This window comes from Paraburkholderia sp. CI2, from assembly GCF_014201055.1.
Taxonomy (GTDB): domain Bacteria; phylum Pseudomonadota; class Gammaproteobacteria; order Burkholderiales; family Burkholderiaceae; genus Paraburkholderia; species Paraburkholderia tuberum.
The window spans coordinates 140,715-161,599 of record NZ_JACHDL010000010.1 but is presented as its reverse complement, the minus strand read 5'-3'; the positions used below and the strand labels follow the sequence as shown (position 1 = coordinate 161,599).

The window sequence follows — 20,885 nt, the reverse complement described above, 5'->3', positions numbered from 1 at the left end:
TTTTTATCATCACCTCGACCGGCGTGAAATCATAAAGCCGGCTAAGGGAAGCGGGGAATTATCATGGAAGTCGGTTCCATTGTCCGATCGGTACATATCGCCGTGCCGCAAGGCGCGCGCGGAATCGTCATGCGCATTCTTGGCGACATGGCGATGGTGGCGTGGTACGCCGGCGAGCCCGGCGCCTCGCAGCAACTCAATACCGAACCCTTTTTCCTGGAAGATCTGATCGATACCGGCGACCTGATACGTCCGGCCGGCGCGCAGACGCATTGAACGAGAGGCTTACCGGTTGCTCATTGCCGTTGTGTGACCCGCAGGTGCGGGCTGTAGTGATGCTGTAAGCTGAGATCGGCTCGCCAGCATCGCCGTGGGCCGATGCGCGCGTCGATTCACGGCGCGTCCCAAATCAGCCCGTATTTCTAGCGATGCCACGCACGCATTGTGAGTCGTCGCCCTCGTCTTTACCCGCGGCGCGGCGCACAATGCGGGGCATGAACGACACCATTCCCGACAATTCCTATCCCGAGGCCGGCGCCGATGGCGCCGTGCCATTCGCGCGGCTCACGCCGGAAACCGTGCTCGACGCGATCGACGGCGTGCTCGCAACGAGCGGCGTGCGTACCGACGGCCGTCTGCTGCCGCTCAACAGCTACGAAAATCGCGTGTATCAGGTCGGCGTCGAAGACGGTCCGCCCGTGGTCGCGAAGTTCTATCGTCCCGAGCGCTGGAGCGACGCGGGGATTCTCGAAGAGCACGCGTTCGTCGCCGAACTCGTCGCGCGCGAGATCCCAGCCGTGCCCGCGCGCGTGCTCGATGGCCGCACGCTGCACAGCTTCGACGGATTCCGCTTCTCGGTCTTCGAGCGACGCGGCGGTCGCGCGCCGGATCTCGACCGGCGCGACACGCTGGAATGGCTGGGGCGTTTCATCGGACGCATTCATGCGATCGGGCAGACCCAGGACTACGTAGAACGTCCCACGCTAAACATCGACACTTTCGGCTACGAGCCGCGCGACTTCCTGCTCGCGCACCGTTTCGTGCCCGACGATCTGCGCACCGCGTGGGAAACCGTCGTGAATCTCGCGCTCGAAGGCGTCGCGGGTGCGTTCGAGCGGGCTGGCGAGATTCGCAGGCTGCGTCTGCACGGCGACTGTCATCCGAGCAACGTGCTGTGGACCGACGCGGGCCCGCATTTCGTCGATTTCGACGACAGCCGCATGGGGCCCGCGATTCAGGATTTGTGGCTACTGTTGCCGGGCGAGCGTGCGGAGGCGTCGCGCGCGCTGGCCGATCTGCTCGCCGGTTACGAGGATTTCTGCGAATTCGATCCGCGTGAGTTGTATCTGATCGAAGCGCTGCGCACGTTGCGGCTGATTCACTATCAGGCATGGCTCGCGCGCCGCTGGAACGATCCGGCGTTTCCGGCCGCGTTTCCGTGGTTCAACACGCAGCGCTACTGGGAAGATCGCATCCTCGAGATGCGCGAGCAGATCGGCGCGATGCAGGAAGGGCCGTTGTGGCCGGTTTGACGTGTTGACGGTCAGGGCGCCTGCGACGCCACATTCGACGACTCCACCAACGTCGATCTGACGATCACCTCCGCGCGCACGTCCCGCCCAATCGCTTCGATCGCGGGACGCATGCGCGTGAAATCGTCGGGCGTGCAGACGTCGCTGTCGAAATGGGTGGCGCCGTCGCGCGTCATCGTGACCACGTTGCTGCGCGGGTCGAACGCGTACTGCGACGTGAAATCGACGAAGCGGTCCTGCGTGCGTTGCGCCTCCGGCATGTCGAGCACGCGAAAATTGGCCGGCAGTTCGATGCGCGCGCGTTCGTGGATCGCGAGGTTGTGGCACACGAACGGCTGCGTGCGCTTGCGTTCGCCGAGCCAGTAGCGCGTGTCGGCTTCGACGCCGCCGCCGAGGCTCGTCAAGGCCGGAATCGAGGCCGTCATGCCGGTCACCACGAGACTCTCGAGCGTGCCTTTCATCGTCAGCGTGAGCGGGCCGTCGGCCGCGCTGAGGTCGCTCGTCGTCAGCGTCGCGGTGCCGCGCAGATTCGCGTTGCGTAACTCGGTCTGAATCGATTCCTCGCGTTGCGCGGGCGTTTGCGTGCGCAGCCGCGCGCGGGCCTGCTCGGCGTACGGCCCGGCATCCTGCAGCCGATACGTGAAGCTCGCCGAGCCATCCGGTTCGATCTTGATCGCGAGATCGGTGCTGCGCGACATCTGCGCGGTGGCCGGCGTTTGCGCGAGTACGCCGTCGCCGATCAGCACGGTAGGACGGTCCATGTCGGACGAAGGCAGAAAACCGAATTCGACGTTCGACGCGGTCGAATCCGCGTACATCTGCAAATCGGGCAGCCACGTGATCGCATGATTGATGACGCCGTAGCCCGGGACGCTCGGCAGCGTGTAGATCGTGCCGCTGCTGATCAACGCCGGCTCGTTGCGCACGCCGACCGCGTCGAGCAGCGCGCCGTAGAGCGCGACGTGGTCCTTGCAGTCGCCATAGCGGTTCGCGAGAATCGCGCTTGCGCTGTGCGGCACGACGGCGCCACGTCCGACGTAGATCGCGACATAGCGGATATTGCGGCGAACCCAGTCGTACAGCGTTTTGGCTTTGTCGTGTGGGGTGTGATCGTGCGCGGTCAGCTGCTGAGCGAACTGGGTGATCGCGACGTCGTGCGCGCCCGGGTCGGCCGCGGAGCTGCGATAGGAGGCGGCGAACGCGGCATAGCTCGGGAAGGTCGACACCATCAGCCGATCACCGTACGACACGTACGCGACCGAGCCGCGTTCGAGCCGGTCGAAGTGTGCCTTGTCATAGCGGAATTCGTAACGCGTGCGGCCGTCGCGCGTGACCGGTGTCACTGCGCTGAAGCCGCGCGCGTCCGCATACAGCGGCTTGTCGGCGGGCAGGTCGTAGATCAGGCGGAAGTTGCGGGTCGGCGCGAGATCGGGCGGCGTGAAGTGGCTGAATTCGCCCGGCACTATCGGTTGACGCTGCGTCTTGCGGTACGTCAGATGCACGCGCGCGCCGGGTTCGACCGCGGGGAACACGATCACCTTTTCCTGGATGTCCTGGAACATCGGCGCGTCGAACGAGCGGACTTCCTGCACGTCGCGGATCTGCTCGGGCGCAACATCGTGACGCTTGCCGTCGGCGGTGACCGTGTAGGCCTCGAGGATCTGCACGTCGGCCATGTTGCGGTTGAACCAGACGTATTGCTGAGCGACCCGCTCGACGCCGGCTTCGTTGTTCACGCGCAGCGTCATCGAATCGAGCTTCGCATACGAGCCGTCAGCGTTGACGGCGAAGGTCTGCGTCTCGCCTTCGTTGGTGTAGGGATCGTCCAGGTTGAGCGGCGCGCTCGCGCTCGCGGCGTGAATGCCGGCCAGCCAGCCGGCGGAGGCAAGGACCACGAGGCAGAGTCGCATGACGGCGGGCTACACGCTGCAAGCGGCGCCACCCGACGCCGCGATCTCCCGCGCGGCCTTCGCGCCTTCGACCTGCAATAGCGTCGGCAGCGACACGCCATTTTTCGCCGCCGTCACCTCCGCCAGAATCGACACTGCGATCTCGGGCGGCGTCCTGCTGCCGATATAAATGCCGACAGGTCCATGCAAGCGGGCCAGTTCGGCTTCGTTCAGATCGAACTCCTTCAGGCGCTCGCGTCGCGCGTGATTGTTCCTGCGCGAGCCGAGCGCGCCGACATAAAACGCCGGCGTCTTCAATGCTTCCATCAGCGCGAGATCGTCGAGCTTCGGATCGTGCGTGAGCGCGATCACCGCGCAGCGCTCGTCGAGCTTCATGTCGATCACGGTATCGTCCGGCATCGTGCGCACGATCTTCGTGCCAGGCACGTCCCATTCCTCGGTGTATTCCTCGCGCGGATCGCAGACCGTCACCTGATAATCGAGCCCCACCGCGATATGGCACAGGTAGCGAGACAACTGCCCGGCGCCGATCACTAGCATCCGGTAGCGCGGGCCGTGGATCGTCAACAGACGCTCACCATCGAAATGCACGCCGTCGGTCGCCTGCGCGTTGTCGAGCCGCACCGCGCCCGTCGTCATGTCGAGTTCGCGCGCGACGAGCCGGCCATTTTCGACCGCGTGACACAGCTCGGCGATGCCGCTTTGCCGCGTCAACGGTTCGAGCACGAGCTGGATCGTGCCGCCGCACGGCAGGCCGAAGCGATGCGCTTCCTCGGCCGTGATGCCGTACTTCACCGCCTCCGGATGTGTCTGCTCGATGCCCCGTTGCCGCACGCGATCGATCAGATCGTCTTCGATGCAGCCGCCCGACACCGAGCCCACCACGAGGCCGTCGTCGCGCACCGCGAGCATCGCGCCCTCGGGACGCGGCGACGAGCCCCACGTCTTCACGACCGTCACGAGGAGCGCGCGATGTCCGTCCGCGAGCCAGCGGGCGCTGGTTTTCAGAACTTCGAGATCCACGCTGTCCATGATTTCTTCCCTTTCTTTGCTTCGCCGCCGGACTCGCCGTCCGCGGCCTCGTTCGATTCCGTTTGCCCGGAGGCGGATGCGGCTTCGGCTTCGGTTTCGGTATGCACCGGGGCGTCGCCTTCCGCTGTTTCATGAGCGCTATTGTCTCCCGAGAGCTGGGCGCTCAAGCGCTTGAAAAACTCCCCCGCAATCTTGCGCGCCGCACCGTCGACGAGCCGCGAGCCGATCTGCGCGAGCTTGCCGCCGACCTGCGCATTGGCGGTGTAGGAGAGCTTCGTCGCGGCATCGCCGTCGGCTTCGAGCGAGACCTGCGTGTTGCCCTTGGCAAAACCCGCGGCGCCGCCCTGGCCTTCGAACACAATGGTGTAGCTGTTCGGCGCGTCGATCTCGGTCAGTTGCATGCGCCCCTTGAAGCGCGCCTTGACCGGGCCGACCGCCGCGACCAGCGTGACCAGGTACGCACTTTCGCCGTCCGGTTCGATGCTTTCGCAGCCGGGGATGCAAGCGCGCAGAATCTCGGTGTCGTTCAACGCGTCCCACGTTTGCTGCTGCGCGACCGGCAGCGTATGAGTTTCGCTCAATTCCATGACGTTGCTCCTGCGAGTGTCGTCGCGGCGACGGCGTGGCGAGGCGCGCGCGTCAGTTGCGCGAGATCGTGGCCGAACGCTGCGAGACTGTCTAGATTATGAACCGGACGATGCGCGTCGACATACGGCAGGATCGCCTGCACGCCGCGCGCCTTCGGAGTAAACCCGCTGAACCGCAGCAGCGGATTGAGCCACACGATGCGATGCGCGAAGCGTGCGAGGCGCGCCATTTCGGTATCGAGCACGTCGATCGCTTCGTGATCGAGACCGTCGGTGACGAGCAGCACCGTCGCACGACCTGTGAGCACGCGGCGCGCCCAGCGTCGGTTGAACTCGGCGAGCGCCGCGCCGATGCGCGTGCCGCCCGACCAGTCGACCACCTGATCGCTGAGCGTCGCGATCGCGACGTCCGGATCGCGTTCGCGCAATGCGCGCGTCGCGTTCGTGAGCCGCGTGCCGAACAGAAACACCTGCAGACGTTCGCGCGACTGCAACAACGCGTGGCAAAAGTAGAGCACCGCGCGCGAGTAGTTGCTCATCGAGCCGGAAATGTCGAGCAGCAGCACGAGCGGCGGCTTGCGCTCCACCCTCGCGCGATACTTCCACACGGTCCAGTCGCCACCGGCGCGCACCGCATGCCGCGCGCTCGCGCGCAAGTCCGCATGCGTGCCGTGCGATGCCGCCTTCAGGCGCCGCGTCGATTCGGTTGCGAGCGGCAGCCGCTGGCCGCGAATCAGATGCCGCAGCGTGCGCCATTCGTCGGCGTTCAGCGTGTCGAAATCGCGATGACGCAGCCGCTCTTCGGCGCTGAACGTCAACTGCGCATGCAACTCGTGCTGCTCGGTTTCCTGCGGCGCATTCAGATGCGGCGAGGGTGGCATGCGCACCGCGAGCGCATCGGCGAGACGGTTGTTGCGCTTCGGCGGTGGCAGCCCGTCGCGCACTTTCGGCAGCAGCAGTGCGCGCAGCTTGCCTTCCCAATCGGGGTCGCGCCAGAACAGATCGAACGCGGCATTGAAGAGTTCGCGTTCGTCGGGCGCGGTGACGAGCAGCGCGGCAAGCGCGGCGTGCACGTCGTCGCGGCGGCCGAGGTCGATCCACTGCAACGCGTCGAGTGCGTCGACTGCTTGTGCGGGCGACATCGGCAAGCCGGCGCCGCGCAGCACGCGCACGAAATGGACGACGTTGCGCGCGAGCGTGGGCGCAGTGTGCTGGTTCGTGTCGTCGAGCCTGCCTGAGCCGGTTCCGTTCGTCATGCCAACGACCCTCACCCGGACAGACACTGCGCGATCTGCGCGGCATCCACACGCGCGAGATCGTCCTGATACTTGAGCAGCACGCCGAGCGTGTTCTGCACCGATTGTGGATCGAGCTCCGTGACCGACAGCGCTTCGAGCGCGCGGCACCAATCGATCGTCTCGGCGATGCCGGGCGCCTTGAACAGATCCATGCCGCGCAGCCGATGCACGAAGTCGACCGCGCGCCGCTGCAATTGCGCCGACGTTTGCGGCGCGCGCGCGGCGACGATCTCCAGTTCGCGATCGCGGTCCGGATAGCCGATCCATTGATACAGACAGCGGCGCTTCAACGCGTCGTGCACTTCGCGCGTGCGGTTCGACGTCATGATGACGAGCGGCGGCTGCGTCGCGCGCACGGTGCCGTATTCGGGAATCGATACCTGGAAGTCGGACAGGAGTTCGAGCAGGAATGCCTCGAACGGTTCGTCGGCGCGGTCGATTTCGTCGATCAGCAGCACGCGCCGCGCGCCGGGATGGTTTTCGTCGGGCATCAACGCCTGCAGAAGCGGACGCTTCAGCAGGAATTCGCCACGATATAGCGTGTCGTTGTCGGGGCGCTCGCCGCTCGCTTCGGCAAGCCGCAGCGCCATGATCTGGCGCGGGTAGTCCCACTCATACAGCGCGCTCGCGGTGTCGAGGCCTTCATAGCATTGCAGGCGCAGCAACGTGGTGCCGAGCATGCCCGCCGCCGCTTTCGCGAGCTCGGTTTTGCCGACACCCGGCTCGCCTTCGACGAACAACGGCCGCTCCATGCGCAGCGCGAGATACAGTGCGGTCGCGAGCTCGCGGCTCGCGAAATAGCGTTGGGCGGCGAGTTGGGTGAGGGTGTCGTCGATCGAAGCCGGCTGCATGGTGATCCTGAATCTGCGCGACAGGCCATGGCAAAGCGTGGCGCGAGTGAAGAACGCAATGGCCGCGAGCCCGGCGTCGAACTGTCGCGCCGGCTCGCGAAGTGAACGAAGCCGGCTTGCGCGCACCGTGGTGAAGGCGCGGCAAGCCGGGGCGCCTGGCGAGGATCGCTAGGCATTTGCCTTCGTGACCGCGCGCGCGGCGAGCACCGGAATCAGATGCGCGCGATACGCGGCGCTCGCGTGCATGTCGTCGTTCAGCTCGTCGGGCGACACGCTCACTGCACGTGCCGCCTCGGGCGTGAAGTTCGTCGACAGCGCGCTTTCGAGCTCGGCCACGCGAAACACCGATGATGCCGCCCCCGTTACCGCGACGCGCACGCCGCTCGCGGACTTCGCGACGAACACGCCGACCAGCGCGAAATGCGAGGCCGGATTGCGGAATTTCTCGTATGCGGCACGCTCAGGCACCGGAAACTCGACGGCGACGATCAGCTCGTCGGGCGCGAGCGCGGTCTCGTACATGCCGACGAAGAAATCGGCCGAAGCGATGCGCCGCCGGTCCGTGACGATCGTCGCATCGAGGCCCATCGCCGCCGCCGGGTAGCACGCGGCCGGGTCGTTGTTCGCGAGCGAGCCGCCGATCGTGCCGAGCGCGCGCACCTGGCGATCGCCGATATTCGCGGCCAGCTCCGCGAGCGCGGGCAACACGCGCCGCACGTCCGCGTGTTCGGCGACGTCCGCGTGACAGACGGCTGCGCCGATCGTCACCGTGCTGGCGTCGACGGTGATCGTCCTGAGCGCGGGAATTCGCGTCACGTCGATCAGTTGCGACGGCTGCGCGAGACGCAGGCGCATCGTCGGCAGAAGGCTCTGGCCGCCGGCGAGGAACTTCGCGTCGCTGTCGGCGGTGAGGGCTGCGGCGGCCGCTTGCGGATCCGTCGCGCGTTGATACTCGAATGAATACATGTCGAATGCTCCGCTCAGGATCGTTGGGTCAGGCTTGCTTCGCGGCTTGAATCGCGGACCAGACGCGATGCGGCGTGGCCGGCATCTGCAGATTGGTCACGCCAAGCGGCGCGAGCGCGTCGATAATCGCGTTGATCACGGCCGGCGGTGAGCCGATCGCGCCCGCTTCGCCGCAGCCTTTGACGCCGAGCGGATTGTGCGTGCACGGCGTGCCCTTCGACGTTTCGACCGTGAAGTCGGGCAGGTCGGACGCATGCGGCATCGCGTAGTCCATGTAAGAGCCGGACAGCAACTGGCCGCTGTCGTTGTCGTACACGCAGCGCTCGAGCATCGCCTGACCGATGCCTTGCCCGAGCCCGCCATGCACCTGACCTTCGACGATCATCGGATTGATCACGTTGCCAAAATCGTCGACCGCGGTGAACTGCTGGATGCGGGAGACGCCGGTGTCCGGATCGACTTCGATCTCGCAGATATACGCGCCCGACGGATACGTGAAGTTGGTCGGATCGTAGAACGCGCTTTCTTCGAGCCCCGGTTCGAGCACGTCGAGCGGATAGTTGTGCGGCACGTACGCGGCGAGCGAGATCTCCGCGAACGCCTTGGTGCGGTCGGTGCCCGCGACGCGGAACACACCGTTCCTGAACTCGATGTCTTCAGCCGACGCTTCGAGCAGATGCGCGGCGATCTTCTTCGCCTTTGCTTCGATCTTGTCGAGCGCCTTCGAGATGGCCGAGCCGCCGACCGCGATCGAACGCGAACCGTACGTGCCCATGCCGAACGCGATGCGGCCGGTGTCGCCGTGCACGATCTCGACGCTTTCGAGCGGAATGCCGAGGCGGTCCGCGACGACTTGTGCGAAGGTCGTCTCATGCCCCTGGCCGTGACTGTGCGAGCCCGTGAACACGGTGACCGAGCCGGTCGGGTGCACGCGAATCTGGCCGACTTCGAACAGGCCCGCGCGCGCGCCGAGCGCGCCCGCGATGTTCGACGGCGCGAGACCGCATGCCTCGATGTAGCACGAGTAGCCGAGGCCGCGGCGCTTGCCGTTCTGTTCGGATTCCTGCCGGCGTGCGGCGAAGCCCTCGACGTCCGCGAGCGTGAGCGCGCGCGAGAGGATCGCGTTGTAGTCGCCGGTGTCGTAGGTGAGGCCGACCGGCGTCGCGTACGGGAATTGCGTGATGAAATTGCGGCGGCGGATTTCCGCGGGGTCGAGTTTCATCTCGCGCGCCGCGGCTTCCACCAGGCGCTCGACGACGAACGTCGCTTCCGGCCGGCCCGCGCCGCGATACGCATCGACGGGAACGGTGTTGGTGAAGACCGCCTGCACTTCGGCGTAGATCGCGGGCGTTGCGTATTGGCCGGCGAGCAGCGTCGCGTACAGGATCGTCGGCACGCTCGACGCGAACGTCGACAGATACGCGCCCATGTTGGCGATCGTATGCACGCGCATGGCGAGGAACTTGCCGTCGGCGTCCAGCGCAAGCTCGGCTTTGGTCACGTGATCGCGGCCGTGCGCATCGGAAAGGAACGCCTCGGAGCGCTCGGCGGTCCATTTGACCGGCCGGCCGATCTTCTTCGACGCCCAGGTGAGCGCGACGTCTTCGGCGTACAGGAAGATCTTCGAGCCGAAGCCGCCGCCGACGTCCGGCGCGATCACGCGCAGCTTCGATTCGGGCAGCGACAGCACGAACGCGGCCATCAGCAGCCGCTCGACGTGCGGGTTCTGATTCGCGACGTACAGCGTGTAGCTGTCGTCCTGCGCCGAAAAGTTCGCGTTGACCGCGCGCGGTTCGATCGCGTTCGGCACGAGGCGGTTGTTGACGATGTCGAGCGTGGTCACGTGTGCGGCTTTCGCGAACGCGGCGTCGGTCGCGGCCTTGTCGCCGTGGCCCCAGTTGTAGCAGACGTTGTCGGGCACTTCGTCGTGCACGGCCGCTTGACCCGGGTCGGCCGCATGCGCGGTATCGACGACGGCCGGCAGTTCTTCGTAATCGACTTCGATCAGTTCGGCCGCATCTTTCGCCGCCTTGATCGATTCAGCGATCACGAGCGCGACCTGATCGCCCACGTGCCGTGCTTTCGTATGCGCGATCACCGGATGCGGCGGCTCGTTCATCGGCTTGCCGTCGGTGCTGTGGATCAGCCAGCCGCACGGCAATCCGCCGACGTTGTCGGCGGCGAGATCCGCGCCGGTGAAGATCGCGATCACGCCCGGCGACTGTTTGGCCGCGCTCGTGTCGATGCTTGTGATCTTCGCGTGCGCGTGCGGTGAGCGCAGGAACACCGCGTAGGTTTGCTGCGGCAGCACGATGTCGTCGGTGTACTGGCCTTTGCCGGTCAGGAAGCGATAGTCTTCCTTGCGTTCGACGGCGGCGCCAATCAGGCTCTGTGTATCGGGTGCGTTCATCGTCGGCTCCTCAGGCGGCGGTTGCGCCGGCGGCATTCGCGCCGGCAGATGCGCTCAATGCGGCGGACTTCATACCCGCGGCGCCTTCGAGCACGGCCTTGACGATGTTGTGATAGCCCGTACAGCGGCATAGGTTGCCGTCGAGCTGCTCGCGCACCTCGTCGCCGGTCAGATCGGGTTGACGCTGCACCAGCGACACCGCGTTCATCACCATGCCCGGCGTGCAGAAGCCGCATTGCAGACCGTGGCAGTGCTTGAAGGCGGCCTGCATCGGATGCAGCGCGCCGTTGTGCGCGAGCCCTTCGATGGTCGTGACTTCCGCGCCATCGGCTTGCACGGCGAGGATGTTGCAGGACTTGATCGCGCGGCCGTTCAGATGCACGGTGCAGGCGCCGCATTGCGCCGTATCGCAGCCGACATGGGTGCCGGTCAGACGGAGTTGATCGCGCAGGAACTGGACAAGCAGGGTGCCAGGGTCGACTGAGGCGCTCACGGGCGCGCCATTGACCGTCAGACTGATGCTGATCGCCATGAAGCTGTCTCCTTTGTCGACCGCAGTTAGCGCTTCAGCGCTTACTGCGGTCCCATGCGTTTATCGCGGTCGATCGGAGCGAGCGCGTTGGCGTATCGATCCCTGCCTCGGCGCAGACCACGATCCCATGCAAGATAGTTGCTGTGGGTGAGACCGGACCTGTGATTGTTATTGCCCCCTGCTTTGCTTCGACTGCGTGCTGACTTCGATTCGCCAGGTCCGATGAGGGTACTACGGGTTTTACAAATCTGCCGAAAAGTAAAGCACAAATCGCGCGGGCGCGCTATGAGGGGAAGTGTGTCGGCGCACGCGAGCGCAGGAAGAGAACATGGCGGCCACGGAATGGGACGCCGCAAAGACAAGCGCCCCGTCTGCGGAGCATGACGGGGCGCATCGATAGATCAGCGGAAAGCGAGGCCACGCTCGCGAGCATTCAGCTCATTGGCGTGGCTTCATCGAAACGGCGCATTACTTTGCCAGTTTCGAATGACGGCGCGAGTAGCCGAAATAGATGAACATGCCGATCAGCAGCCAGATCACGAACGCGCCCCACGTGATGCCTTGCAGATTCAGCATCAGGAACAGGCACGATGCGACCGCGAGCACCGGCACGACCGGCACGCCAGGGCAACGGAACGCGCGCGGCAGCTCTGGGTGCGTCTTGCGCAGCACGAGCACCGCGATCGACACCATCGAGAACGCCGCGAGCGTGCCGATATTGATCAGCTCAGCCAACACATTGAGCGGCACCAACGCGCCGATCAGGCCGAAGAAGATGCCGACGAGCCACGTCGTGAAGAACGGCGTCGCGAAACGCGGATGCACTTTCGACAGCTTCGCGGGCAGCAGGCCGTCGCGCGACATCGCGAAGATCACCCGCGTCTGACCGTAGGCCATCACGAGAATCACGGTCAGCATGCCGAGCACGGCGCCGAGGTCGATGAAGCCCGCGACCCAGTTCTGCCCCGCGAGTTGCAGCGCGTACGACACCGGGTGCGAAATGCCCATGAACTTCCCGGACGGCACGATGCCGGTGACGACCGCGGCCACGGCCACATACAGCACCGCGCACACGCCGAGCGACGCGATGATGCCGATCGGGAGGTCGCCCTTCGGATTCTTCACTTCTTCGGCCGCCGACGACACCGAGTCGAAGCCGATGAACGCGAAGAACATCACCGCGGCCGCGCCGAACACGCCGCTCCAGCCGTGAGGCATGAACGGGTGCCAGTTGGCCGGCGTGACGTGAAACACGCCGACGCCGATCACGAGCAGCACGACGACGACCTTGATCGCAACCATGATGTTGTTGATTCGCGCGGATTCGCGCACGCCGAGCGACAGCAGCGTGGTGATCGCCATCATCACGAGGAAGGCGGGCAGGTTGAACAGCGTTTCGTGTCCGGGCACGGCGCCGGGGGCTGCGCTCAGCGCCATCGGCAGCGATACGCCGAAGCCCGACAGCAACGACTGCAGATAGCCGGACCAGCCGACCGACACCGCCGAGGTCGCGAGCCCGTACTCGAGCATCAGGTCCCAGCCGATGATCCACGCGGCCAGCTCGCCGAGCGTCGCATACGAGTACGTGTAGATCGAACCGGCGACCGGAATCGTCGATGCGAATTCAGCGTAGGCGAGCGCGGCGAAGCCGCAGGCGATCGCCGCGATCAGGAACGAGATCATCAGCGCGGGACCGGCCTGTAAGGCGCCCGTGCCGGTCAGCACGAAGATGCCGGTGCCGATGATGGCGCCGACGCCGAGGAAAGTCAGGTCGAGCGCGCCCAGCGCCTTTTTCAGGCCGGCGGTCTGAGCGCTCGCCGCAAGCATGTGCTCGACGCTCTTTTTGCGAAACAGGGACATTGGCGTGGATCTCCAGTGGTGCACGCTTGTTGCGCGCCGAATGTCGGGAAAACCCGCGATTCTAGCGGATGCGTGTCGCCGGGCTGGTTCGCGCGGCCCTTTCCGGGCCAAGGCGATGGGCGGAAACTTCTGCCAGGAGGTGATTTCGAGGAGGTCTTGCGGTGCCGGAAGCGGGGCGGCGGTGAAGCTATTTACTGAATAGTCAATTGATGAGGATGCAATCTCTCCGATTGCGCCGGCGCCACGATCGGACGACCGCGGCGCAACGCCGCAGGCACGGCTGGCGGCGCCTGCTGGGCTAGCCCGCCATCGCGGGATTCAGATCGACGAGGCGGTTGCTCATTACATAGAAGGTCAGCTCGGCGTTGTTGCGCAGCTTCATCTTGTCGAGCAGCCGCGTGCGGTACACGCTGACCGTCTTCACCGACAGCGACAGCGCGGCCGCGATATCGGTGAGACGTTTGCCGGACGCGAGCATGCACAGCGTCTGGTACTCCCGATCGGACAGCTTTTCGTGCGGCAACTGCTCGCCGTCGAACGACACGTAGTCGGCGAGCGCCTCGGCCATCTCGGGGCTCACGTACTTGCGGCCCGCCGCGACCTGCTGGATCGCGCCGATCATCTGCGCGGCATCGACCGTCTTCGACAGATAGCCGGACGCGCCGGCTTTGAGCGCGCGCACCGCGTACTGGTCCTCGCGGTACATCGAGAACATCAGCACCGCCACGCGCGGTGCCTTGCGCTTCAGACGCTTGAGCACCTCGACGCCATTCATGTCGGGCAGCGAAATGTCGAGCAGCACGACGTCGAAGCTCTGGTGGACGACCCGGTCGAGCGCTTCGGAGCCGCTTTGCGCCTCGGCGACCTCGCGCGCGACGCCGCGATCGAGCAGCAGATGGCGAACGCCCTGGCGGACCACCGCGTGATCTTCGACGATCAGGATGCGCAGGCTCATGGTCGCGGGCTCACGATTGCAGCGCGCGCCGGGCGGCGCGCGGCGTTGGGGCGGCCGCGAGCAGCGCGTGCCACGCGAAGCGGGCCTGGACCAGAGTGCCGCGCGGGGTGATGGCGGCGTTGCTGCCAGTGCCGCTGTCCTCGCCACGACCGACGCTCGTGCGCCTCGCGCTGATTCGCAGCGTGCCGTCGAATGCGGCGCAGCGCGCCTGCATGCCGGCGAGGCCGAAATGACCGCCGGTTTTTTTCTGGCCACCGCGTTCGCGCGCGCCGCGCGGCAGGCCGATGCCATCGTCGCTGACGAGGAGCCTCAGATGACGCGCACCGGTTTCGACGCGCAGGTCGGCGCAGGTCGCGCGCGCGTGCTTCGCGACGTTGTTCAGCGCTTCCTGCGCGACGCGGAACATGGCGAGCGCGGCATCGGCGGGCAGGCGCGCGAGCCGCGCGTCGCCGCTGCAGGTGAAGGTGATGCGCAAGCCGGTGCGCATGGAGAAGTCGCGGGCCCAGCACTGCAGCGCGCCGGCGAGGCCTGTCTCGAACGACGGCGCGTGCAGTTGCGCGATGGCGTCGCGATTTGCCGCCTGCACGGCGTCGAGCGAACGATTCGCGACCGCGAGCGCGGCCGCGCATTGCGGCGGCGCGTCGGCGGGCAGCCAGGTTTCGATGCCGGCGAGCGCGAAGCGCGTCGCAGTCAGCTCGGCGCCGACGCCGTCGTGCAGCTCGCGCGCGACGTGACGGCGCACGCTTTCCTGCGCGTCGACCAATTCGGCCGACAGCTCGCGTACCCGCGCGCGCAGCCGCTCGATCTCGCGCACGGCGAGCGATGGCATGTCGAAGCCATCACGCTGCGCGGACGAAGCCAGCGCAGCGTTGAACGGGACGGCAGTCGACGTATCCATGAATTTCCCTCTCAGGAGGCGGAGTGGACGGCGAAGCGGGCACGCGCAGACGGAATCAAAGCCTGCGAATCACGAGGTTTCGCGTCGGACGAAACACGATGGCCCAACGTAACGAAATTTACATTCAGTAACAACTCTGGTGGACGACGATCGGTGCATGAATTCGTCTGATCTCGCGGCGCGATGATATCTCAAAAAGATTAAAAAAGCAGTCGCACCAAGGCTTAGCGCAGAGTCTTCAGAGATTGCATGATGTTTACAGCGGACTCGTGCTGTCAGAGGAATTCTGACAGCGAAGGTGACGCAACGCGCTCCAATTTGTAACGGAGCAACAAAAAAAGGAGCCCGGAGGCTCCTTTTTTGGAATTCGCGGCGCGCGGGCCGCGAAGAAGAATGCCGGCCGGCTTAGCCGACGAAGGCCTTTTCGACCACGTAATGGCCCGGCTCGTTGTTGCTGCCTTCCTTGAAGCCCGCGTCTTCGAGCAGCTTGCGCGTGTCGCGCAGCATGTGCGGGCTTCCGCACAGCATGACGCGGTCGTCCTCGAGCGAGAAACCCGGCACGCCGAGGTCGGCGAACAGCTTTTCGGTTTCGATCAGCTCGGTGATGCGGCCGCGGTTCTGGAACGCTTCGCGCGTGACGGTCGGGTAGTACAGCAGCTTTTCCTGTACGAACTCGCCGAGGTGTTCATGCGCCGGCAGGTGCTCGGTGATGTATTCCTTGTACGCGAGTTCGTCGACGAAACGGCAGGTATGCGTGAGGACCACGCGCTCGTAGCGGTCGTAAATGTCCGGATCCTTGATGATCGACATGAACGGCGCGAGGCCCGTGCCGGTGGACAACAGCCACAGCGTCTTGCCCGGCAGCAGGTTGTCGGCCACCAGCGTGCCGACCGGCTTCTTGCCGATCAGCACTTCGTCGCCGACCTTCAGGTGCTGCAGACGCGATGTGAGCGGGCCGTCCTGCACCTTGATGCTGAGGAATTCGAGATGTTCTTCGTAGTTCGCACTGGCGAGGCTGTATGCGCGCAGCAGCGGCTTGCCCTCGACCTGCAGGCCCACCATTGTGAACTGGCCGTTTTCGAAACGGAACGACGGATCGCGCGTGCAGGTGAAGCTGAAAAGCGTATCGGTCCAGTGATGGACGCTCAGGACGGTTTGTGAATTCAGGTTGCTCATGGCTTCTTGGATAGTGCGAAAACAAAGGCGGCCAGTCGTCTGAGCCGGCCGGCACGGCAAGGGGCGATGCTGCGCTGACCCGTGGTCGGGACTCCCGCGCAATCCGTCATTTTACCGTGCCCGCCGGGGCGGGGCCGCGGCGCGGCGGTCGAGCGTGGTAAAGCGGGTTGCCAAACCGGGAAGCGGCGGCGCCGGCATGCTGGCGCCGCGAAGTACGTTGGCGTGAGTGCGGCCGTGCTTCAGCGGAGTACGGCGATTCGGCGAACGCCGCGAAGGGCGGCTGCCATTGGTTGCCCGGCAGGCGCGAAAGCGACGCGCCGCAAGGGCAACATTGTCAGGATGATACCGAAAGGCGGCGTGCGCCGCAGCATTGACCCTGCTGATAAAACTGGCAAATGGGGCGGAACCCTGCCGGCGCCATCGAGATCGCCTCGCTTTCGACTATCGTTTGCGCGCCGCGATTTTTTGGGGAATACGCCCGACGTTGCCTCGTTTACGCAGGACGCGAGTCGCGCGAAGCCAGGCGGTGCGGTGGGTGGCCGGCCGGCGTGCCGTCCTGGAGCACGCTCAAACCCGGCGATGTGGTGGTGTCGAATTTCAATGCGAAGTCGAATCTGCAGGGAACCGGTACGACGATCGTCAAGCTCGTGTCCAACAGCGATCCGGTGACGTTCTTCCAGGGAAGCAATCTCGGTCTCACGACGGCGCTCGCCGTGCTGGGAGGCGGCTTCGTGCTGGTGGGCAATGTGCCGACCACGGATGGCAAGAACGTCGTCGCGCCGGGCTCGCTGCTCGTCACCAATCTTCAGGGCGGGCTCGTCAAGGAACTGAAAGATCCCAACCTGCTGGACGGCCCCTGGGATCTCACCGTGATCGACGGGGGGCGATTCGTCCGGGTCTTCGTCTCGGATGTGTTGAACGGAAAGGTCGCGCGGATCGATCTTGCCATCGGCGAGGATGGCGTTCAGATGCTGCCTGGCTCCACGAATACGGCGACCGTCTGGACGTTGCGCACCGACAGTCAATAAGGAAACCGGGGACGACGATCGGGGACGTCGTGACGCGTCGGGGACGCGTCACGGTCACACGGTTTCGCGGCGAGTCTAACGGTACACAGAGATGGGCCGGGGGCGGCGATTGTGGCGGCAAGCCTCGGCCAAGTAAGGAAATTCTGTCCGATGGAATTGATGACGCCAATTCGCGGGTGCCGCTTGCTCACACCGCCGGCACCCGCTTTTTTCCGCGCTGTTTCAACACGCGCGCCTGCAGCACGATCACGAGTAGCAGGAACACGCCGCGAATCACCGATTGCCAGTACGCGGACAGACTGATGAACCCGAGCCCGTTCTCGAAGTTCAGCAGATTGAACACGAGCCCGAGCAGCAGCACGCCGGCAATCGTCATCACGACGGAACCCTCGCCGCCGGTCAGCAGCGTGCCGCCAAGCACGACCGCCGAAATCGCGAACAGCTCCCAACCGACGCCTTCGTTAGGCTGCCCAGCGCCGAACTGCGCGGCGAGAATCACGCCCGCCATGCCGGCGAGCAGCCCGCTGACCGCATAGGCCATCACCAGCGTGCGGTCGACATTCAGCCCCATCAGCCGCGCGGCCTCTTCGCTGCCGCCGATCGCGAGCGAGTGCCGCCCGAAGCGCGTGCTGCGCAGCGCGAGCCAGCCGGCGACCGCGGCGACGAGCGCGACGAGTCCCGGAATCGGCAGCCCGAACAGGTCGCCCTGACCGAAGTTGCCGAAGTTCGAATCGGCCGCGATCGATACCGCGTCGTTCTTGCCGAGCAACAGCGCGACGCCGTGGGCGCCGAGGCTCGTCGCGAGCGTGACGATGAACGGCAGGATCTTGAGCCGCGTGACGATGACGCCGTTCAGCACACCGACCGCGAGCCCGGCCGCGCAACCGGCCAGCACCGCGACCCAGCCGCCGAAGACGCTCGTCAACGCGGCGACCACGCTCGCGAGCGCCGCGACCGTGCCGACCGACAGATCGATGCCGCCCGTGATGATCACGAAGGCCATGCCGATGGAGATCAGCGCGAACATCGAGTTGTAGCGCCAGAACGACGTGATGTTGTACGCCGAGCCGAAGTGGTCGTAGCGCACGAGGCCAAAGACGACGAGCCCCGCGAGTGCGAGCAGGATGGGAAGATTCTTTTTCATCGCATCGAATCCGGAAAGGTTGCACGCAGATCGTGAAAATGAGCGCCAGCGCCAGAATCAGCGCGAGCGCCGCTGCACGTAAACCGCCGCGACGATGATGCCTGCCTTCACGACGAGCGCGGCGGCATCGGGAATGCCGTGCGCGAGCAGCGTATAGCGCAGCAACTGGATGATCAGCGCGCCGATCAGCGTGCCGCCGATATACGCCTTGCCGCCCGTCAGCGCCGTGCCGCCGACCGCGACCGCCGCGATCGCATCGAGTTCGACGCCAAGCCCCACGACGTTCGCATCCGACGACGAATTCACCGAGATCGAGATCAGCCCCGCGAGGCCCGCGAGCGCCGCGCATAGCGTGTACGCGATCATCTTGACGGTAGCGGTCGGCACGCCGCACAGATACGCGGCTTTTTCGTTGCCGCCGGTGATCAGCAGATGCTGGCCGAACAACGTCTTGCGCACGACCCACGCGAACGCGCCGACCAGCGCGAGCATCAGCAGCACCTGGAACGGCACGCCCGCGACCTTGCCGAGCGCGATCCACTGAAACGCTGGCGTGTCGAACGCCTGCAGGCTGCCGTCGGTGACGACCTGCGCGATGCCGCGTCCGGCGATGAACAACACCAGCGTCGCGACGATCGGCTGCACCGATAAACGAGTGACGAGCAGGCCGTTGAATACGCCGCATGCGGCCGCCGCGACTACCGGCAGCACGAACGCAAGCCCGATGCCGAGCGGCCCCGCTATGTTGAGGAACAGCATCGGCGCGAGCGCGCCCGAAATCGCCATCGACGCGCCCACCGACAGATCGATGCCGCCCGTCGCGACGACCAGCGTCATGCCGATGCCGACGATCACGATCGTCACGACCTGCGTCATGTTCACGTTGAACGTCTGCAACGACCAGAAGTGCGGCGTGAAGATCAGGTTGAACAGCACCATCGCGAGCAGCACGATCACTTCGCGTTGCATCGCGAGATGGCGCCACTTGTGCACGGTGCTCGCGGACCGTGCGGGCGGGGTATTGGTCGATTGCATCATGGTGGTGTCGGCGCCCGCCGCAGCGGCGCCCGCCGCATCGCTGCGCAGCGAATTCGAACGCAGCTTAAGCGCCATGACGGTCGCCCTCCAACGCGTCTTCGATGTGTGCCGATTGCGCGGCTTGCGCGAGCGCCGATTGGCCCTCGCTGCCGTAGGCGATCGCATCCATGATCGCGGTCTCGCTCATGTCGGCGCCGTTCAGTTCGGCGACCGTGCGGCCGTCGCGGATCACGACCGCGCGATCGGCGACCGCGGTCAACTCTTCGAGTTCGGAGGCGGACAGCAGTACCGCGAGCCCCGCGTCGCGCAACTCGCGCACGATCTTCGCGACGTCGGCTTTCGCGCCGACGTCGATGCCGCGCGTCGGCTCGTCGAGCAGCAGCAGCGCTGGCTCGGCCGCGAGCCAGCGCGCGAGCAGCACTTTCTGCTGGTTGCCGCCCGATAGCTCGCGGATCGGCTGATCGGCCGATCGCAGCTTGATGCCGAGCGACGCGATGAAGCGATCGACGATCGCCTGCTGCTTCTTCACGTCGACGATGCCGTTTTTCGCGAGCGTGCGCAGACAGACGAGCGTCAGGTTGTCGCGCACCGACAGCTCGGGAATGATGCCTTCGCCCTTGCGGTCTTCGGTCAGGTACGCGAGGCCGCGCGCGATCGCGTCCTGCGGCGACTTCAGCGCGACTTTCTCGCCGCCGATCGACAGCGCGCCTTGTGCCAGCGGATCGGCGCCGAACATCAGCCGCATCGTTTCGGTGCGGCCCGAGCCGAGCAGGCCGGCAAGGCCGACCGCCTCGCCAGCGTGCACGCCGAGCGACACGCCGTTGACTTTCGGCGGCGCGCCGAGCTGCGTCGCGCCGATCACCTGCTTGCCGCGCCTCGCGAGATTCGCTTCGCGCGCGGCCGTGTCGTCTTGCACGACGGCGCCGAGCGAGCGGCCGAGCATCGTCGTGACGAGCTGCAGCTTGTCCATCTCGGCCATCGTGCTTTGCACGACCGTCTGGCCGTCGCGCATCACGGTCACGCGATCGCACAGCGCGTACAGCTCGTCGAGCCGGTGCGAGACGAAAATCACCGCGCGGCCGTCGTCGCGCAGCTTGCGCACGACGGTGAACAGCAGTTCGACTTCGCGCTCGTCGAGCGACGACGTCGATTCGTCCATGATCACCATCTTCGCGTCCGACGACACCGCGCGCGCAAGCGCCACCATTTGCTGGATCGCGGTCGAGTAACGACCGACCGGCTTTTTCACGTCGATCTGCAAACCGAACGAATCGAGCAGCGCGGCCGCGCGCTGCTGCACCGTGCGCCAGTCGATCAGACCGAAGCGGCGCGGCTCGCGGCCGAGAAAGATGTTTTCCGCTACCGAGCGGAACGGCACCAGGTTGATCTCCTGGTAGATCGTGCTGATGCCCGCTTCGCGCGCCTGCTTGGGCGTGCGGAAATCGACCTCGCGGCCTTCGAATCTCACGCTGCCCGAGCCGCGCCGATAGGCGCCGGTCAGGATCTTGATCAGTGTCGATTTGCCGGCGCCGTTCTGGCCGATCAGCGCGTGCACTTCGCCCGCGGCGACGCTCAGGTTCGCGCCGCGCAACGCGGGCACGCCGCCGAAGCTGATGCCGATGTCCTGCATCTCGAGCAGCGGCGAACGGGTAAGGGGGGAGTGTGGCG

Annotated in this window: 17 protein-coding genes and 1 pseudogene; 3 read left to right on the top strand and 15 right to left on the bottom strand. The window is 65.7% G+C overall.

The features are described 5' to 3' along the window. The first annotated feature begins 63 nt into the window (after positions 1 to 63). Together HDG32_RS16325 and HDG32_RS16320 are read left to right on the top strand one after the other, a co-directional pair. Positions 64 to 276, top strand: coding sequence for a hypothetical protein (locus HDG32_RS16325; RefSeq protein WP_018419122.1), 213 nt, complete (start codon positions 64 to 66; stop codon positions 274 to 276). A 218-nt stretch (positions 277 to 494) separates the two neighbouring features. Then, positions 495 to 1,532, top strand: coding sequence for a serine/threonine protein kinase (locus HDG32_RS16320; protein ID WP_184068865.1), 1,038 nt, complete (start codon positions 495 to 497; stop codon positions 1,530 to 1,532). 11 nt (positions 1,533 to 1,543) lie between these two features. Here HDG32_RS16320 and HDG32_RS16315 read toward each other — a convergent pair whose 3' ends face one another. The 12 genes from HDG32_RS16315 to HDG32_RS16260 form a co-directional block, all read right to left on the bottom strand. Then, on the bottom strand, positions 1,544 to 3,442 hold the full coding sequence (locus tag HDG32_RS16315) for a DUF3857 and transglutaminase domain-containing protein (RefSeq protein ID WP_184068862.1): 1,899 nt from the start codon (positions 3,440 to 3,442) through the stop codon (positions 1,544 to 1,546). A 9-nt stretch (positions 3,443 to 3,451) separates the two neighbouring features. After that, entirely contained in the window at positions 3,452 to 4,474 is a 1,023-nt protein-coding gene (locus tag HDG32_RS16310) for an XdhC family protein (RefSeq protein ID WP_184002850.1), read from the bottom strand. Beyond that, positions 4,447 to 5,061 (bottom strand): CoxG family protein, encoded by a 615-nt coding sequence (locus HDG32_RS16305; protein WP_184068859.1) that lies wholly within the window; start codon positions 5,059 to 5,061, stop codon positions 4,447 to 4,449. Before HDG32_RS16305 ends, HDG32_RS16310 begins: the two co-directional genes overlap by 28 nt. After that, positions 5,052 to 6,317 (bottom strand): VWA domain-containing protein, encoded by a 1,266-nt coding sequence (locus HDG32_RS16300; protein WP_184068856.1) that lies wholly within the window; start codon positions 6,315 to 6,317, stop codon positions 5,052 to 5,054. Before HDG32_RS16300 ends, HDG32_RS16305 begins: the two co-directional genes overlap by 10 nt. An 11-nt stretch (positions 6,318 to 6,328) precedes the next feature. Next, positions 6,329 to 7,210, bottom strand: coding sequence for a MoxR family ATPase (locus HDG32_RS16295; RefSeq protein ID WP_184068853.1), 882 nt, complete (start codon positions 7,208 to 7,210; stop codon positions 6,329 to 6,331). 168 nt (positions 7,211 to 7,378) lie between these two features. Continuing rightward, on the bottom strand, positions 7,379 to 8,176 hold the full coding sequence (locus HDG32_RS16290) for a xanthine dehydrogenase family protein subunit M (RefSeq protein ID WP_184068850.1): 798 nt from the start codon (positions 8,174 to 8,176) through the stop codon (positions 7,379 to 7,381). Positions 8,177 to 8,204: 28 nt separating this feature from the next. Then, on the bottom strand, positions 8,205 to 10,586 hold the full coding sequence (locus tag HDG32_RS16285; protein ID WP_184068847.1) for a xanthine dehydrogenase family protein molybdopterin-binding subunit: 2,382 nt from the start codon (positions 10,584 to 10,586) through the stop codon (positions 8,205 to 8,207). A 10-nt stretch (positions 10,587 to 10,596) separates the two neighbouring features. Beyond that, positions 10,597 to 11,118: a (2Fe-2S)-binding protein gene (locus HDG32_RS16280; protein WP_184068844.1), complete on the bottom strand. Its 522-nt coding sequence runs from the start codon at positions 11,116 to 11,118 to the stop codon at positions 10,597 to 10,599. 468 nt (positions 11,119 to 11,586) lie between these two features. Next, positions 11,587 to 12,978 carry an amino acid permease gene (locus HDG32_RS16275; RefSeq protein ID WP_184068842.1) on the bottom strand — a complete coding sequence of 464 codons (1,392 nt, stop codon included), beginning with the start codon at positions 12,976 to 12,978 and terminating at the stop codon, positions 11,587 to 11,589. Between the two features lie 298 nt (positions 12,979 to 13,276). Further along, positions 13,277 to 13,933: a response regulator transcription factor RqpR gene (gene rqpR / locus HDG32_RS16270; protein ID WP_184068839.1), complete on the bottom strand. Its 657-nt coding sequence runs from the start codon at positions 13,931 to 13,933 to the stop codon at positions 13,277 to 13,279. A 10-nt stretch (positions 13,934 to 13,943) separates the two neighbouring features. Beyond that, the gene (locus tag HDG32_RS16265; protein ID WP_184068836.1) at positions 13,944 to 14,831 is read right to left on the bottom strand and encodes a sensor histidine kinase; all 888 of its coding nucleotides are present in this window, start codon (positions 14,829 to 14,831) and stop codon (positions 13,944 to 13,946) included. A 405-nt stretch (positions 14,832 to 15,236) separates the two neighbouring features. Beyond that, on the bottom strand, positions 15,237 to 16,007 hold the full coding sequence (locus tag HDG32_RS16260; protein ID WP_018419136.1) for a ferredoxin--NADP reductase: 771 nt from the start codon (positions 16,005 to 16,007) through the stop codon (positions 15,237 to 15,239). 548 nt (positions 16,008 to 16,555) lie between these two features. Here HDG32_RS16260 and HDG32_RS16255 point away from each other — a divergent pair. After that, a pseudogene (locus tag HDG32_RS16255) lies at positions 16,556 to 17,026 on the top strand (hypothetical protein); the annotation flags it as partial. 196 nt (positions 17,027 to 17,222) lie between these two features. Here HDG32_RS16255 and HDG32_RS16250 read toward each other — a convergent pair. The 3 genes from HDG32_RS16250 to HDG32_RS16240 all read right to left on the bottom strand — a co-directional run bounded on the left by HDG32_RS16250 (position 17,223) and on the right by HDG32_RS16240 (position 20,847). Further along, positions 17,223 to 18,179 (bottom strand): ABC transporter permease, encoded by a 957-nt coding sequence (locus tag HDG32_RS16250; RefSeq protein ID WP_184068833.1) that lies wholly within the window; start codon positions 18,177 to 18,179, stop codon positions 17,223 to 17,225. 57 nt (positions 18,180 to 18,236) lie between these two features. Further along, positions 18,237 to 19,217 (bottom strand): ABC transporter permease, encoded by a 981-nt coding sequence (locus tag HDG32_RS16245; protein WP_409340036.1) that lies wholly within the window; start codon positions 19,215 to 19,217, stop codon positions 18,237 to 18,239. A gap of 64 nt (positions 19,218 to 19,281) precedes the next feature. Next, positions 19,282 to 20,847: a sugar ABC transporter ATP-binding protein gene (locus HDG32_RS16240; protein ID WP_221307764.1), complete on the bottom strand. Its 1,566-nt coding sequence runs from the start codon at positions 20,845 to 20,847 to the stop codon at positions 19,282 to 19,284. Positions 20,848 to 20,885 lie beyond the last annotated feature (38 nt).

Coding starts and splice junctions, on each gene's coding strand:
- HDG32_RS16325 (WP_018419122.1), top strand. CDS start 64: ATGGAAGTCGGTTCCATTGTCCGATCGGTACATATCGCCGTGCCGCAA.
- HDG32_RS16320 (WP_184068865.1), top strand. CDS start 495: ATGAACGACACCATTCCCGACAATTCCTATCCCGAGGCCGGCGCCGAT.
- HDG32_RS16315 (WP_184068862.1), bottom strand. CDS start 3,442: ATGCGACTCTGCCTCGTGGTCCTTGCCTCCGCCGGCTGGCTGGCCGGC.
- HDG32_RS16310 (WP_184002850.1), bottom strand. CDS start 4,474: ATGGACAGCGTGGATCTCGAAGTTCTGAAAACCAGCGCCCGCTGGCTC.
- HDG32_RS16305 (WP_184068859.1), bottom strand. CDS start 5,061: ATGGAATTGAGCGAAACTCATACGCTGCCGGTCGCGCAGCAGCAAACG.
- HDG32_RS16300 (WP_184068856.1), bottom strand. CDS start 6,317: ATGACGAACGGAACCGGCTCAGGCAGGCTCGACGACACGAACCAGCAC.
- HDG32_RS16295 (WP_184068853.1), bottom strand. CDS start 7,210: ATGCAGCCGGCTTCGATCGACGACACCCTCACCCAACTCGCCGCCCAA.
- HDG32_RS16290 (WP_184068850.1), bottom strand. CDS start 8,176: ATGTATTCATTCGAGTATCAACGCGCGACGGATCCGCAAGCGGCCGCC.
- HDG32_RS16285 (WP_184068847.1), bottom strand. CDS start 10,586: ATGAACGCACCCGATACACAGAGCCTGATTGGCGCCGCCGTCGAACGC.
- HDG32_RS16280 (WP_184068844.1), bottom strand. CDS start 11,118: ATGGCGATCAGCATCAGTCTGACGGTCAATGGCGCGCCCGTGAGCGCC.
- HDG32_RS16275 (WP_184068842.1), bottom strand. CDS start 12,978: ATGTCCCTGTTTCGCAAAAAGAGCGTCGAGCACATGCTTGCGGCGAGC.
- rqpR (WP_184068839.1), bottom strand. CDS start 13,933: ATGAGCCTGCGCATCCTGATCGTCGAAGATCACGCGGTGGTCCGCCAG.
- HDG32_RS16265 (WP_184068836.1), bottom strand. CDS start 14,831: ATGGATACGTCGACTGCCGTCCCGTTCAACGCTGCGCTGGCTTCGTCC.
- HDG32_RS16260 (WP_018419136.1), bottom strand. CDS start 16,007: ATGAGCAACCTGAATTCACAAACCGTCCTGAGCGTCCATCACTGGACC.
- HDG32_RS16250 (WP_184068833.1), bottom strand. CDS start 18,179: ATGAAAAAGAATCTTCCCATCCTGCTCGCACTCGCGGGGCTCGTCGTC.
- HDG32_RS16245 (WP_409340036.1), bottom strand. CDS start 19,217: ATGATGCAATCGACCAATACCCCGCCCGCACGGTCCGCGAGCACCGTG.
- HDG32_RS16240 (WP_221307764.1), bottom strand. CDS start 20,847: ATGCAGGACATCGGCATCAGCTTCGGCGGCGTGCCCGCGTTGCGCGGC.